This window comes from Microvirga sp. TS319 (assembly GCF_041276405.1).
GTDB lineage: Bacteria > Pseudomonadota > Alphaproteobacteria > Rhizobiales > Beijerinckiaceae > Microvirga.
Window position 1 is genome coordinate 2,287,113 of record NZ_JBGGGT010000002.1, and the last position, 13,220, is coordinate 2,300,332.

A 13,220-nucleotide genomic window follows, 5' to 3' on the forward strand; every position below is an offset into this window, starting at 1 on the left:
AAGATTTCCCAACAAGCTTTGCCATGCCTGACAACCGGCGTCGGCAAGCTTGCGTTCCGTCATCCCTTTGGATGTCTTGCCCTCATCTCGGGCTCGCACCACATTTTCTTGAGCCTTGAAGATCTTCGTCTCGCGGCGAGACGTTCCGCCGCCGGGAAAGGACTAGTGATGAGCCTGATTTCGCTTCCGCCCGCAGAGTATGGCGAGGGACTGGAGCTGGGCTCCAAGCTCCACGAGCTTCAGGAAACCCATGCCACGAAACGCACCGCCGAGCTCCAGGCGAGGGTGGCCCGCCTCCGGGCCGAGCTCCAGGACGCCGAACAGCAGTTGGAATACGAGCAGAACCGGTGGCCCGAGATCGGCGAGTTCGTCCGCTGCCCGCTCACCGGCTTCTTCGGCCAGGTCACGAAGGTCACGCCCCGCGCCTATGGCCGGCCCTGGGTCGAGATCCTGCTGTATCTCGACACGACCATGCCGGGTCACGCCAATATCGACCTGTTCGCCAACTGGGAGCTGATCGACCCGCCCGTGGTGGACGAGCAGGCCGCCTGAGGGCCGCGGGGCCACCCCATGGGAGCGGCCCTGTTCGTGAATGGGTCTTCTTACCGGGTCTTCTTAATGGGTGGCCCCGGACCGCACGTCCTCGGGCCGGATCGGGCTGGGCAGCCTCGCCTCTTCCGCGCGCAGGCCGGACCGCACGATCTGCGTCGGCTCGAAGGCCTGCGAGACGTACCGGGGACGGTTGCGGAGATCCATCAGGGCGCGAAGCTCCGCCGCCGCAAGATCCATGGGCTTCGCGTCACGCCAGCGCCTGCGGAATTTGGGCTCCCGCGAAAAGAGGCTCCACACGCTCTTCACCTCCTCCTCGACCTGTAAGATGATCCGTCCGGAAAACGATTTCCGGAGGTTGAAACGCCCCGTCAGAGCCATTGTCCTGTTCCTTGCTGGGAATTCTTCGACCAGCCTCCCGATAGAAGATCGGCGTCGCCAAAGCCTTAAGACACAAGGTAAATGGGCATGAAGCTCGGCGCCGCAAGCGTGCCGTCGAGGCGTCCCGTCCGGCGGCTTCGTCATGGTCGATGTTTTCGAGTATCTCTTCGCGCAAAAGCGGTTCCCACTTCCCGCGCCCGATGCTCTCCTTGCTTGAGCATCTTTTCACGCAAAACCGGTGCCCACTTTTGCGCCCGATGCTCTACTTGCTCGACCATCTTTTCACGCAAAACCGGTGCCCACTTTTGCGCCCGATGCTCTACTTGACCGCTCCCAGCGCGAGGCCGCGCACGAGAAAGCGCTGCAGCCATGCGAAGGCGATCGCGACCGGGATCGTCGCCGCGAAGGTGGCGGCCATCACATGATGCCACTCCACGGTGTAGCGGCCCGAAACCAGCGAGAAGATCTGAATGGGAAGGGTGTAGCTGTCCTGCGAGCGCAGGAGCGTCAGGGCGATGACGAACTCGTTCCACGCATTGATGAAGGTAAAGATCGCCGTCACCACCATTGCGGGCACGGCAAGGGGAAGGAACACCTTCACGAGGGTCTTGGCCCGCCCTGCCCCTTCCATCCAGGCCGCCTCCTCCAGATCGACCGGGATGGTGGCGAAATAGCTCTGCAGCATCCAGACCGAGAACGCGATGTTGAAGGCTGCGTAGACGACGGTCACGGCGTTGATGTTGTCGATCACCCCCAGAGCCACCATCAGGCGGAACAGCCCCACCACGAGGACGATGGGCGACAGCATCTGCGTGACCAGCAGGAACTGGCGGTAGAACTCACGCCCCTTGAAGTCGAAGCGGGTCAGGGCATACGCCGCCGGGATGGAAACGATCAGCGATCCCAGCGTCGCCAGCACGGACACGTAAAGCGAATTCCTCAGGGCATTGCCGAAATTCGTCGCGGCCCACATGGTCCGGAAATTCTCCCACGCGAGCCGGGAGGGCCACCAGGTCGGCGTCAGCACTTCCGTGCTCGGCTTGAGGGCCGTGATCACCATCACGGCGAAGGGAAAGAGCGCCGCTACGACAATCGGCGAGAGAATGAGCCAGCAGACGAGCGAGCGGCGCAGCTTGGCGGAGTTCATGCTTTCGCTCCCCTGGACGCGGTGAGCCGCACATAGATCAGCGTGAAGACCAGCAGGATGCCGAACATCACCAGCGAAACGGCGGAGGCCTCACCGAGTTTTCCAAGCCGGAACCCGACCTTGTAGAGATAGGTGACGAGAATGTCGGTGGAGTTCGCCGGGCCGCCCTGCGTCATCGCCCAGATGATCGGGAACGAGTTGAACACATAGATCGTGTTCAGCACGAGCGCGATGTTCAGGAACGGCGCTATGAGCGGCAGCGTGATGTAGCGAAACTGCTCCCAGCGCCCTGCCCCCTCCAGGGCCGCGGCCTCGTAAAGATCGTCCGGGATCGAGGCGAGGCCGCCCAGGATGATCGTGACGGTGAACGGAATGGTCACGAGGATGCCGATGAGGATCTGCATCGGGAAGGCGGTCCTCGCCTCCGCGAGCCATTGGATGTTCTCGTCGATGATGCCGAAATCCATGAGGGCCGAGTTCAGCATGCCGCTCTCGCCCGACAGGGCCCAGCGCCAGACGATGGCCGTCATGGTGAGCGAAACCGCCCAGGGCAGCATGACGAGCACGCGGGCGAGATCGCGTCCGTAGAAATCCTCGTTCAGGACCAGGGCGACGGGCACCGAACAGAGGATGGCGCCTCCCACCACGCCGATCGTCCAGATCCCGGTTCGCCAGAGCGCGTCGATGAAGTTCGGATCGTCGAGCAGCGCGCGGAAATTCGCCATGCCCACGAAGTCGCGCAGCTGGCCGAAGCGGTTGACGCTGTGGCTTGCGAGCTGCGCCAGCTCGTTGACGGGCCAGATGACGATGAGGGCCGCCAGGACGAAACTGGGAAGGATGAGAACGTAGGGCGCGACCACCCGTTTCGAGGTCATTGACATCCCGCTGGCTGAACGAACGGACGAGGGGCCGGACGGCGGGCCCGGCCCCTTTCGCGGCTACTTCTTCAAAACCGCGTTCGCCTTGGCGGCGGCCTCCTTCAGGGTCGGCTCGATCTGTCCCTGGCCGAGATAGATCCGCTGCAGCGCCGACGTCGTCGTATCGGCGATCTCCTCCCAGCCTGCGATCACGGGCGCGAAGCGCGCGATGGGCAGAAGGCTCGTGAAGACCTTCAGGTCCGCGTTGTCGGCGAAGTACTTGTCCTCGGCTTCAGCCTTCGTCACCGGCAGGAAGCCCTCGTCGATCGTGAACTTGATCCGCTGCTTGGGCTGGAACAGGAAGTCGAGGAATTTGAACGCCTCGGCCTTGTTCTTGGAGTTCTGGAACATGATGACGGAATCCGTGACGCCGTAGGTGCCCTGATCCCCGCCCGGCCCTTTCGGGATCGGAGCCACGCCGTATTTGAGGTTCGGGGCCTCGGCGCGGATCTGGTTCGCGAGGAACGGAGCCGTCATCATCATGCCGATCTTGCCCTGCTTGAACAGGTTCTGCACGTCCTCGCGCGCGTAGGACGTCACGCCCGGCTGCGTCGCCCCTTCGTCGATCAGGCGCTTGTAGAGAGACGCGGCGTCGACGGCGGCCTTCGAGTCGAGCCCCGACTTCCCGTCCTTCACGATCTCGCCGCCGAAGGACCACATGGCATAATAGAAATAGACGTCGGTCTCGACTTCCTTGCCCTGAAGACCGAAGCCGTAGACCCCGTTGCCGAGGGCCGAGACCTTCTTGGCGTCCGTCTCCAGCTCCGCCCAGGTCTTCGGCGGCTCGGACAGGCCGGCCTTCGCAAAGAGGTCCTTGTTGTAGTACATCGCGCGCGCGGACGCGGCAATCGGCAGCCCGTAGGTCTTGCCGTTCATCACGGACGGGGTCAGGAACGTCTCGATGAAGCGCCCTTTGATCTCAGGCGTCATGTAGCTGTCGAGCGGCTCCGCGATGCCCTGCTCGACGAAGTCGACGAGCCAGCGGGTTCCGATGATGGACAGGTCCGCATTGGCGTTCGCCGAAATGTCGGTGGTCAGCTTCTGAAGGAGGTTGTCCCACGGCACCACTTCGAACTGGATCTTGATGCCCGGATTGGCGGCCTCGAAGTCCTTGGCCACCTGCTCGAAATAAGGCCCGGTCTTGGCCGAATACTCCGCGACCGTCATCCGGACCGTTCCCGCATTCGCCGTCGCCGAGAGAGCGATGGCCCCGACGCCCGCGAGCATCAGTCCCTTGAGGTTGAAGAAGGTGTTCTTGTGCAGTGTTTTCACGTGTATGTTCCCTCTGCTAGAGCTGTTTCCACCGACGTGGAAGGAGCTCTTTTCTTTGCTTTGCCGCATTTTTGGACGGCGAACCGGATCCACCTCGCCGAAAAAATGCTTGAGGGCCGCACACCATAGACACACCTTAGAAAAGCAGCCCGGCAGCCTGCATTGTTGTGAAAGATAATTACTTAGGCAAGGCTATACTTACGTATATTCCTGGCTTTGATGTTGCTAATTTACATAAATCGCTTCAGCCTTATCGCTCTCGAAGGCATGGAGCAGTTCGGAGCAGTCCGTTGAAGAACAGCTTGGAAGGCCGCTTGGCCGTCATTACGGGCGCGGGTGGCGGCATCGGCGTCACCATGGTCGAGCGGTTTCGGGACGCCGGCGCACGGGTTGTCGCCTGCGACGTCTCGGCCGAGGCGCTCGATACGCTGGACGTGGCCGACAGGGAGGCGTTCGACCTCGGCGATGCCGATGCGTGCAGGAAGGCTTGTGCGCGCATTCAGGAGCGCGTCGGCCTGCCGGATATCGTCGTCAGCAATGCGGGCTATACCCGCGCGGAGACCCTCGAACAGGTCGACGACCGGGCCTGGAATTTCGAACTCGACGTGAATCTCAACGGGGCGCGGAACTTCACTGCGCCGTTCCTCGAGCCGATGAAGGCGAGAGGTTCCGGCGTGTTCGTCTTCATCGCGTCCGTGAACGCCCTCGCCCATTTCGGCAATCCCGCCTATGCGGCGGCCAAGGCGGGCCTGGTGGCCTATGCCCGGGCCATCGCGACGGAATGCGGGCGACACGGCATCCGGTCGAATGCGATCTGCCCGGGCTCCGTGCGCACGCATGCATGGGATCACCGGATCGAGAAGGATCCCGGAATTCTCGACAAGGTCTCGCGCCTCTATCCCCTCGGCCACATGGTGACGCCCGCCGACGTGGCGAATGCGGCGGTCTTTCTCGCGTCGCCCTTTTCGGCCGGGATCACGGGCGTCGCCCTGCCCGTGGATGGCGGCCTCATGGCCGGCAACCTGCCTTTCATCGACGCGATCAGGTGAGCGGAGCGCCCGATGGCCGATCTCCACCTCGACAATGTGAAGAAGCGCTACGGCACTCTCGAAATCCTCCATGGGATCGACCTGTCGGTCGAGGACGGCGAGTTCGTCGTTCTCGTGGGCCCGTCGGGCTGCGGCAAGTCGACCCTGCTGCGGATGATCGCCGGACTGGAGACGGTCTCCGAGGGCGAGATCCGCATCGGCGGCCGCCGCGCCAACGAGGTGCCGCCGCAGAAGCGCAACATTTCGATGGTGTTTCAGTCCTACGCCCTGTTTCCCCACATGACGGTCAAGGACAACATCACCTTCGGCCCGCTCATCCGCCGGGAGAACGCCGAGGAGACGGCGCGGAAGCTCACGCGCGCGGCCTCGACCCTGAATCTCGGCGCCTATCTCGACCGCAGGCCCGGCCAGCTTTCCGGAGGCCAGCGTCAGCGCGTCGCCATGGGACGCTCCATCGTCCGCAACCCCGACCTTTTCCTCTTCGACGAGCCGCTCTCCAACCTCGATGCCAAGCTGCGGGTGCAGATGCGCACCGAGATCAAGGCGCTGCACCACAAGTTCGAGAGCACCATCGTCTATGTGACGCACGACCAGATCGAGGCGATGACCATGGCCGACCGCATCGTCGTCATGAACGGCGGCCGCATCGAGCAGGTCGGCACGCCCCTGGAGCTCTACGACGGGCCCGCCAATGTCTTCGTCGCGGGCTTCCTCGGCTCCCCCGCGATGAGCTTCCTCGACGCGACGATTGTGCGATCGGGCGAAGGAATCTCCGCCCGCCTCCCGGACGCCACGATGGTGCCGGTCGCGGGATCGCCTGTGCAGGACGGCGCCGGCGTGAGCCTCGGCATCAGGCCGGAACACTACCGGGTCGACCCGGCAGGGCCGATCCGGCTCGTGGTCGACGTTATCGAGCCGACCGGATCGGAAAGCCACATCTACGGGCATGTCGGCGCAGCCGAGGTGCGCGCCGTGCTCCGCGAGAGGATCGCTCTCGATCCGGGCGAGGCGCTCCGCCTCTCGGTCGATCCGGCGAAGGTCCATCTCTTCGATGCCGCGACCGGCCTGCGCCTCCCGGGAGCCTGACCGTGAACGCGCCACAGGATATCCTCGCAAGGGTGCGCCGGTGGGCCGAGGACGGCTCCAAGGCGGAGCGCAGGCTCGCGTCTCTGGTGCTCTCCGACCTTGCTTACGTGTCCAAGGCGACAATTGCGGATATCGCGGGCCGCGCGGGCGTGAGCGAGCCGACCGTGACGCGGTTCGCAAGAGCGGTCGGCTGCGAAGGCATGCGGGATTTCAAATATCATCTCGCCCAGGCCCTGGCCGTGGGCGGCAATGATCCCAACCCGTCGCCGGCCCGGCGCGAAGAGCGGGAGGAGCGTATCCTGTCCGCCGTCTGCGACAACGCCATCACGGCGATCGAGGATGTGCGGGCGACCATCGACATGGATGTCGTCGACCGGATCGCCGAGCGGATCTCGACCGCCCGCTCGGTGCTGGCCTACGGTTCGGGGGGCGATTCCTCGATCATGTCGATGGAACTTCACAACCGGCTGTTCCGCCTCGGCTTGTCCGTCATGGCGCACAGCGACGGCCAGATGCAGCGAATGACCGCATCGGTGGCGAGCCCGGACACGGCCGTGATCGCCTTCTCGACCTGCGGATATTCTCGCTCGGTGGTCGACTCCGTCAGAATTTCGCGCCATTACGGAGCCAGGACGGTCGCCGTGACCGCGCCGGGTTCCGCCCTGGCGCGCGAAGCGGAGATTCTCCTGCCCTTTTCGATTCCGGAGGACGGCAATCTCTACAAACCGAACGCCGCGCGCTATGCCATGATGGCCATCGTCGATCTGATCGCGATGACCACGGCGGAGGCCATCGGGCCATCCGTGCTCGAAGGGCTCCGCCGCATCAAGCACAGCCTCGCGGCCGCGAACGTCAACGACCCGAGGTCGCCCCTGGGCGACTAGAGCATCGAACGCAAAAGTGGGCACCGGTTTTGCGTGGAAAGATGCTCGGGCAAGGAGAGCATCGAACGCAAAAGTGGAACCCGGTTTCGCGTGAAAAGATGCTCAAAACCATCAACTGAATGCAGCGGATATGGGCTCGATGTCACGTCCGATGCGATAAGAGAGATCAGGTTCCCATGACCAAGATTCATGAACTGGATACCCCCGTCGTGCTGATCGACCTCGACCGCGTCGAGGCCAATCTCAAGCGTGCCCAGGACTATGCCGACGCCCACGGCATGAAGCTGCGTCCACACATCAAGACCCACAAGCTGCCTCAGTTCGCCAGACGGCAGATGGAGCTCGGCGCCATCGGCATCACCTGCCAGAAGATCGGCGAGGCCGAAGTGATGGTCGAGGCCGGGATCAGCGACATTCTTCTGCCCTACAATATTCTCGGCGAGCCGAAGCTGAAGCGGCTTCTCGCCCTCGCGCGGCGCGCATCGCTCAAAGTCACCGCGGACAGCGCCACCACCATCGACGGCTATTCCCGAACCTTTGCCGGCTCGGGCCTGACCCTTCCGGTTCTCGTGGAATGCGATACGGGCGGGGGACGCGTGGGCGTCCAGACGCCCGAAGCGGCGGTCGCGCTCGCCAGGCACATCGCCGCCTCGGAGGGCCTGCGCTTCGCCGGTCTGATGACCTATCCGGCCAAGGGCATGGTCGCCGAGGCCAATGCCTGGCTCGAGCGCGCCGTAGCCCTGCTCGATGAGGCGGGCCTCAAGCCCGAGATCGTCTCCACGGGAGGCACGCCCGATCTCTGGCGCAGCAAGGACAACCGCGCCGCCACGGAATATCGTCCCGGCACCTATATCTATCTCGACCGGTTCGAGGTGAAGGAAGGCGTCGGAGGCTTCGAGGATTGCGCCCTCACGGTTCTGGCGACCGTCGTCTCGCGCCCGACCGACGACCGTGCGGTCCTCGACACCGGGTCGAAATCGCTGACCAGCGACACCCTGGGCCTTCAAGGTTTCGGCCGGATCGCCGAGTACCCGGACGCGGTCATCGTCTCGTTGAGCGAGGAGCACGGCGTCGTGGATCTCAGCCGTTCGGCCACCAAGCCCGAGGTCGGCGAAATGGTCCGCATCGTGCCGAACCATGTCTGCCCCGTGACGAACCTGTTCGACGAGGTGACGTTCGTGCGTGGAGACGACGTGATCGAGACGGTTCCGGTTGCCGCGCGCGGCAAGGTGGCCTGACCCCGTTCCCCTCGCCTGCCCTGTTCTCCCGAGGTTCCGACATGATCGACCATACCAAAAACCCCTTCGCCGAAACCGACGCGGACCGCCGCGAGATCTGGACCATGCTGGTCGAGCGCGACATCGATGCCTTTCTGGCGGCCGACTGGTCGATGGTCGACGAGGATTTCCGACGCGAAGGGTTCCTGGGTCTGCACGCGCACAAGTCGGAGCTGCCCGACAGCTGGCGTCTCGACTTCCCGGACCTCGAAACCTATCGCGACGAATGGCTGCGGCAGGCGAAGGCCGCGCAGGCCGTCGCCTATGCCGAACCGGTCCGGGACGCGCTGTTCCGGGCCACGAACATGCGCGACATCGATCTGCGCGGCGACGCCGCCATCTGCCACAAGAAATTCGACGGCACGATCGCCCTCGAGGGCGGCGGCGTGGAGGTTCTGAGCTGGCAGACCCTGTATTTCTGCGCCCGCCTCGGCGGACGCTGGAAGATCACCGGCTTCGTCGGCTACATGCCCTATCCGATGGGCAGAGCCCGCGGCTGAACCTGAACGGACGGACACTCACTGGCGATCGAGACGACGATGACGAGACACTGGCTCATCAAGAATGCGCGGATCATCGACGGAACCGGAGCCCCGTGGTTCCGTGGCGACGTGCATGTGGCCGACGGGCGGATCGCCGGTGTCGGGGCCAACCTCGAGGCGGCGCCGGGCGCGACCATCGTCGATGCGCAGGACCGCTATCTCTCGCCCGGCTTCATCGATGCCCATTGCCATGACGACCTGATCTGCCTGCGCGAGCCGGACCGGCCCGAGAAGGCGCTGCAGGGCGTGACCACCGTGGTCGTCGGCAATTGCAGCTTCTCCCTCTATCCGGCCCGGGGAGAATCAAGGGAGGATCTGCGCAAGCACTTCTCGGGGCTCCTCGGCCAGACGGCGCCCGACGAGATCTTCGACGATTTCGCGGATTATCGCGAGCGCCTTCACCAGGGCGTCGCCGTCAACGTCGTCTCCCTCGTGGGCCATGCGGCCCTGCGCCTTGCGGTCATGGGCTATGAGCGGCGCGCGGCGAGAGCCGACGAGATCGCCGCGATGGAAGCTCTTCTCGATCGCCAGCTCGAACAGGGCGCCATCGGCCTGTCCCTGGGCTTGGTCTACCCGCCGAGCGCTTTCGCCGACCTCGACGAGATGGTGGCCCTGGCCAAGGTCGTGAAATCGCACGGACGGCTGATGACCGCCCATGTGCGCAGCTACGAGGATCGGCTCGTCCCATCCATCGAGGAATTCATCGAGATCCTCCGGCAATCCGGCGCGGCCGGCCTGTTGTCCCACCTGCAATCGGCGGGACGTCCCAATTGGGGGCAGATCCCGCGCACCCTGGAGACCCTGGAAGCGGCACGGCGGGACGGCATCGACATCAGCTTCGACATGTATCCCTATCCGGCCGGCAGCACCTATCTCCTGCAATTGCTGCCGCCCGCTTCCCTCGAGGGAGGTCTCGACAGCCTGAAGCGGCGGCTGCGCGATCCCGAGATCGGCCCCGTGCTGCGCCGCTGGGTCGAGAACGGCGGCCCGGCCTTTCACGGCCAGAGCAAGCTGGCGCTGATCGGCTGGGAGAACGTGCGCATTTCCGGCGTCAACAACCCGGCCCTGAAGCCGCTCGAAGGCCTGACCATGCGCCAGGCGGCGGAGCGCGAGGCTATCGGGCCCTACGACCTCCTGATGCGCCTCGTGGAGGAGGACGACGGGCAGACCGGAATCATCCTGTTTCAGCTCGACGGGAACGACCTGCACGCGGCCTGCTGCCACCGGCTGCATATGGTGGGATCCGACGGCCTGCCCCGGCCCGGCACCAAACCCCATCCGCGCGCCTTCGGCACCTTCCCGCGCATCGTCGGTCCCCTGCGCCGCGATGAAGGGTGGTTCTCCATCGAGGATGCCGTCCGCCGCATGACCTCGATCGCGGCCCAGCGCTTCTCGCTGCAGGATCGCGGACTGGTGCGGCCCGACATGGCGGCGGACCTCGTGCTGTTCGAGGAAGGCGTGACCGACCGGGCCACTTTCGACGAATCCACGCTGCTGCCCTCCGGCATCGTGGCTGTCTGGGTCAACGGCGAAGCCATCGTGCGCGACGGCGCGCCCACGGGAGCCCGTCCCGGCCGCATGTTGCCCCTGACGGGGTGAAGCATGCGGCGCCGCTCCCGCATGGGTCGCCTTGCGATGGTCGCGAACCGTTACACCCATCAGCGCATCGTGCGAGGAAACCCGAAGCGCCGACGGAAGCCTCCGAACACGCTCAAACGGCGTGGCATCCAATTCGAAACATCGGCCTTGCGCGAATTATGCGGCCTCGCTTGGACATTCGAAGGAATGGGCCCATATTACTGATATCACCGGCTGATCCGACCCCATAGGCGCTGGTGGCTGAGAGACTTGTGCTCCCGCCTGCCAGGCTGAGGAGCGCCGTCATGGCCAATGTTCCCTACCAACTGCTGACCCATGCCGCATATGGGGCCCGGCTCGTTCACACCGCGCGGGAGACGGTGTGGCGATCCCGCAGGCTGCTCGAACAAACGGAGCCTCTGGTGGCCGCCATCAAGGGCGGCTCCGTGATCGGAATGCGCGTTCTTAACCTGGGTGAAGGTGCCCCCTCCGAGGACGTGAAACAACAACCTGATGGATGATCTTGCTTTTATGACCTGCACTGACACTAGCCGCAGGGCCACTCAGCTCTTTTCTGACCATCAGGATGGCCGGCGGCGCAGCCGGGAACAGCCAACCCTGTCCCATAAGCTCCTAGAGCATCGGACGCGGGAAGTGGATTTGCACTTTTGGGATCAATTCGATGCTCCCACGATGGAACAGCGCATCGTTTATGCGAAAAACCGGGGCCACTTTTTCGCACGATGGGCCGGAGCATCGGACCCGAAAGTGGAATCCACTTTTGGGATCAATTCGATGCTCCCTTCTTGGAAAGAGCGCATCGTTTATGCGAAAAACCGGGGCCACTTTTTCGCACGATGCGCTAGCGCAACCTGTTTATCCCCACGACCCCGTGCCGCCGCACGACCCGTTCGATTTCCGTGGGCTAAGAAGCCCGTGGAGCCGAATTGACTGCCGGCGCCAGCGGCCGAGGGCTGTGCGCTTCCCGCCCGCATAATGGAGAGGTACCGTCATGACCGCCGGGCCCCACTCGCCTCATGAACTGATGATCCGCAAGCTGGAGAGCATCTTCAGCCTCTCCGACGAGGAGAAGCAGGCCCTTCGCGACCTGCCGATCCAGGTCCGGAGCCTCGAAGCCGATCAGAACATCGTGCGCATCGGCGACCACCCGTCCCAGTGCTGCCTGGTCCTGGAGGGCTTCACCTGCGTCTACAAGATGACCGCCGAGGGCAAGCGCCAGATCGTGGCCGTTCATGTTCCCGGCGACATTCCCGACCTGCAAAGCCTGCACCTCAAGGTGATGGACAACAGCCTCGCCACCATCACCCCGGCAGTCGTCGGCTTCATCCAGCACGACGTTCTGCACCGCATCTGCGAGCGCTATCCCCGGATCACGGCCGCCTTCTGGCGTGAGACCCTGGTCGATGCCTCGATCTTCCGGGAGTGGATGCTCAATGTCGGCCGGCGCGAAGCCTATAGCCGCATGGCCCACCTTCTGTGCGAGTTCCTGGTGCGCCTGAAGGTGGTGGGCCTGGTGCAGGACCACACCTTCGATCTCCCCTTGACCCAGGTCGAACTCGCGGACGCGATCGGCACCAGCACGGTCCACGTCAATCGGGTGCTTCAGGAACTCCGGGCCGATGGTCTTATTCGAAGCAAGGGAATTCAGGTGAACATTCCTGACTGGCAAAAGTTGAAAGAGGCAGGCGACTTCGACCCGCTCTACCTTCACCTCCAGCAGGACGAGCCCCCCTCTGACAGGAGAGATCAGGATGAATTTTACTCTTCAGCCCGTGCGGGTGGGCACCGGCTCTGACGAGGAAGGCATGCTGGTCTTCGACGGCGAGCAGCGGCTCCTGGCCGTTCTGACACATCTCTCCCGGCAGAACGAGGTTGCTCCCGGGCACTGGTTCCTGGAGGTCGCCTTCGGGCGGATGGGCGGTGTCGATCATCCCATCTTTGCCGATCTTGACGCGGCACAGGGCTGGATCAGCCGGCATTCCCCCCCTTGTCGGACCTAAGACGGCAGTCTCCTGGCACGGGACGTGAGTCCCAGGGCGCCAATCCTTGCGAAACCGGAGTTCTTCAGGTTCGGCGAATGTCCTGTCCGACATGATCCAGACTGTCGTGTCGGGAGAAAAGCTGAGCCCATCACTCACCCCGATCCTGCTGCCCCGTGACGGTGCTGGTCCTCGGGCAGACCAATTTTTTCGGGGACACGCGCCTCGGCGAGCTTGGAGCATCGGACGCGGGAAGTGGACTTGCACTCTTGGGATCGATCCGATGCTCCCTTCGTAGGTAAGCGCAGCGTGCGAAGAAGCGGGAGCCGGTTCTTCGCGAAGACTGATGCTTCATCGAAGGGATAGAGCAGCCAAGCTTCACTTATGTTAGTGAGGATTTTCTGATCCTGGGCGAAGAAGAACAAAGACGTGCTAGCGCATCGGACCCAAAAGTGCAAATCCACTTCCCGCGTCCAACGCTATAGGATGCAGTTTCGTCCCTCACCTGCATCCGCCCAGGCCCCGCTGGCGACCTCCT

At 63.9% G+C, this 13,220-nt stretch carries 14 protein-coding genes; 10 read left to right on the forward strand and 4 right to left on the reverse strand.

Annotated elements, in window-relative coordinates:
- Window positions 1-168: 168 nt before the first annotated feature.
- Window positions 169-552 carry a hypothetical protein gene (locus AB8841_RS20095; protein ID WP_370437571.1) on the forward strand — a complete coding sequence of 128 codons (384 nt, stop codon included), beginning with the start codon at window positions 169-171 and terminating at the stop codon, window positions 550-552.
- A 63-nt stretch (window positions 553-615) separates the two neighbouring features.
- Here AB8841_RS20095 and AB8841_RS20100 read toward each other — a convergent pair whose 3' ends face one another.
- The 4 genes from AB8841_RS20100 to AB8841_RS20115 all read right to left on the reverse strand — a co-directional run bounded on the left by AB8841_RS20100 (window position 616) and on the right by AB8841_RS20115 (window position 4,221).
- The gene (locus AB8841_RS20100) at window positions 616-930 is read right to left on the reverse strand and encodes a hypothetical protein (RefSeq protein WP_370437572.1); all 315 of its coding nucleotides are present in this window, start codon (window positions 928-930) and stop codon (window positions 616-618) included.
- 319 nt (window positions 931-1,249) lie between these two features.
- The gene (locus tag AB8841_RS20105; protein ID WP_370437573.1) at window positions 1,250-2,077 is read right to left on the reverse strand and encodes a carbohydrate ABC transporter permease; all 828 of its coding nucleotides are present in this window, start codon (window positions 2,075-2,077) and stop codon (window positions 1,250-1,252) included.
- Window positions 2,074-2,952, reverse strand: a complete 879-nt coding sequence (locus AB8841_RS20110; RefSeq protein ID WP_370437574.1) for a carbohydrate ABC transporter permease — start codon at window positions 2,950-2,952, stop codon at window positions 2,074-2,076. Before AB8841_RS20110 ends, AB8841_RS20105 begins: the two co-directional genes overlap by 4 nt.
- A 63-nt stretch (window positions 2,953-3,015) precedes the next feature.
- On the reverse strand, window positions 3,016-4,221 hold the full coding sequence (locus AB8841_RS20115; RefSeq protein ID WP_370439324.1) for a sugar ABC transporter substrate-binding protein: 1,206 nt from the start codon (window positions 4,219-4,221) through the stop codon (window positions 3,016-3,018).
- Window positions 4,222-4,556: 335 nt separating this feature from the next.
- Between AB8841_RS20115 and AB8841_RS20120 the strand changes: the two genes are divergently transcribed.
- The 9 genes from AB8841_RS20120 to AB8841_RS20160 all read left to right on the forward strand — a co-directional run bounded on the left by AB8841_RS20120 (window position 4,557) and on the right by AB8841_RS20160 (window position 12,703).
- Window positions 4,557-5,315, forward strand: coding sequence for an SDR family oxidoreductase (locus AB8841_RS20120; RefSeq protein WP_370437575.1), 759 nt, complete (start codon window positions 4,557-4,559; stop codon window positions 5,313-5,315).
- Between the two features lie 12 nt (window positions 5,316-5,327).
- On the forward strand, window positions 5,328-6,401 hold the full coding sequence (locus AB8841_RS20125; protein ID WP_370437576.1) for an ABC transporter ATP-binding protein: 1,074 nt from the start codon (window positions 5,328-5,330) through the stop codon (window positions 6,399-6,401).
- 2 nt (window positions 6,402-6,403) lie between these two features.
- Window positions 6,404-7,285 carry a MurR/RpiR family transcriptional regulator gene (locus AB8841_RS20130; RefSeq protein ID WP_370437577.1) on the forward strand — a complete coding sequence of 294 codons (882 nt, stop codon included), beginning with the start codon at window positions 6,404-6,406 and terminating at the stop codon, window positions 7,283-7,285.
- Between the two features lie 176 nt (window positions 7,286-7,461).
- Window positions 7,462-8,523, forward strand: coding sequence for a D-TA family PLP-dependent enzyme (locus AB8841_RS20135; RefSeq protein ID WP_370437578.1), 1,062 nt, complete (start codon window positions 7,462-7,464; stop codon window positions 8,521-8,523).
- Window positions 8,524-8,564: 41 nt separating this feature from the next.
- Complete coding sequence (locus AB8841_RS20140) at window positions 8,565-9,062, forward strand: hypothetical protein (RefSeq protein WP_370437579.1); 498 nt, start codon at window positions 8,565-8,567, stop codon at window positions 9,060-9,062.
- Window positions 9,063-9,101: 39 nt separating this feature from the next.
- Window positions 9,102-10,703 carry an amidohydrolase family protein gene (locus AB8841_RS20145; protein ID WP_370437580.1) on the forward strand — a complete coding sequence of 534 codons (1,602 nt, stop codon included), beginning with the start codon at window positions 9,102-9,104 and terminating at the stop codon, window positions 10,701-10,703.
- Window positions 10,704-10,987: 284 nt separating this feature from the next.
- Window positions 10,988-11,203: a hypothetical protein gene (locus AB8841_RS20150; RefSeq protein WP_370437581.1), complete on the forward strand. Its 216-nt coding sequence runs from the start codon at window positions 10,988-10,990 to the stop codon at window positions 11,201-11,203.
- A gap of 491 nt (window positions 11,204-11,694) precedes the next feature.
- Window positions 11,695-12,498: a Crp/Fnr family transcriptional regulator gene (locus tag AB8841_RS20155; protein WP_370437582.1), complete on the forward strand. Its 804-nt coding sequence runs from the start codon at window positions 11,695-11,697 to the stop codon at window positions 12,496-12,498.
- Window positions 12,455-12,703 (forward strand): hypothetical protein, encoded by a 249-nt coding sequence (locus AB8841_RS20160; protein ID WP_370437583.1) that lies wholly within the window; start codon window positions 12,455-12,457, stop codon window positions 12,701-12,703. The genes AB8841_RS20155 and AB8841_RS20160 overlap by 44 nt, the downstream gene beginning before the upstream one ends.
- The last annotated feature ends 517 nt before the right edge of the window (window positions 12,704-13,220 follow it).

What these genes read in the sequence shown, in the direction of transcription:
- AB8841_RS20095 (WP_370437571.1), top strand. Translation starts at nt 169, where the DNA reads ATGAGCCTGATTTCGCTTCCGCCCGCAGAGTATGGCGAGGGACTGGAG.
- AB8841_RS20100 (WP_370437572.1), bottom strand. Translation starts at nt 930, where the DNA reads ATGGCTCTGACGGGGCGTTTCAACCTCCGGAAATCGTTTTCCGGACGG.
- AB8841_RS20105 (WP_370437573.1), bottom strand. Translation starts at nt 2,077, where the DNA reads ATGAACTCCGCCAAGCTGCGCCGCTCGCTCGTCTGCTGGCTCATTCTC.
- AB8841_RS20110 (WP_370437574.1), bottom strand. Translation starts at nt 2,952, where the DNA reads ATGACCTCGAAACGGGTGGTCGCGCCCTACGTTCTCATCCTTCCCAGT.
- AB8841_RS20115 (WP_370439324.1), bottom strand. Translation starts at nt 4,221, where the DNA reads ATGCTCGCGGGCGTCGGGGCCATCGCTCTCTCGGCGACGGCGAATGCG.
- AB8841_RS20125 (WP_370437576.1), top strand. Translation starts at nt 5,328, where the DNA reads ATGGCCGATCTCCACCTCGACAATGTGAAGAAGCGCTACGGCACTCTC.
- AB8841_RS20135 (WP_370437578.1), top strand. Translation starts at nt 7,462, where the DNA reads ATGACCAAGATTCATGAACTGGATACCCCCGTCGTGCTGATCGACCTC.
- AB8841_RS20140 (WP_370437579.1), top strand. Translation starts at nt 8,565, where the DNA reads ATGATCGACCATACCAAAAACCCCTTCGCCGAAACCGACGCGGACCGC.
- AB8841_RS20145 (WP_370437580.1), top strand. Translation starts at nt 9,102, where the DNA reads ATGACGAGACACTGGCTCATCAAGAATGCGCGGATCATCGACGGAACC.
- AB8841_RS20150 (WP_370437581.1), top strand. Translation starts at nt 10,988, where the DNA reads ATGGCCAATGTTCCCTACCAACTGCTGACCCATGCCGCATATGGGGCC.
- AB8841_RS20155 (WP_370437582.1), top strand. Translation starts at nt 11,695, where the DNA reads ATGACCGCCGGGCCCCACTCGCCTCATGAACTGATGATCCGCAAGCTG.
- AB8841_RS20160 (WP_370437583.1), top strand. Translation starts at nt 12,455, where the DNA reads ATGAATTTTACTCTTCAGCCCGTGCGGGTGGGCACCGGCTCTGACGAG.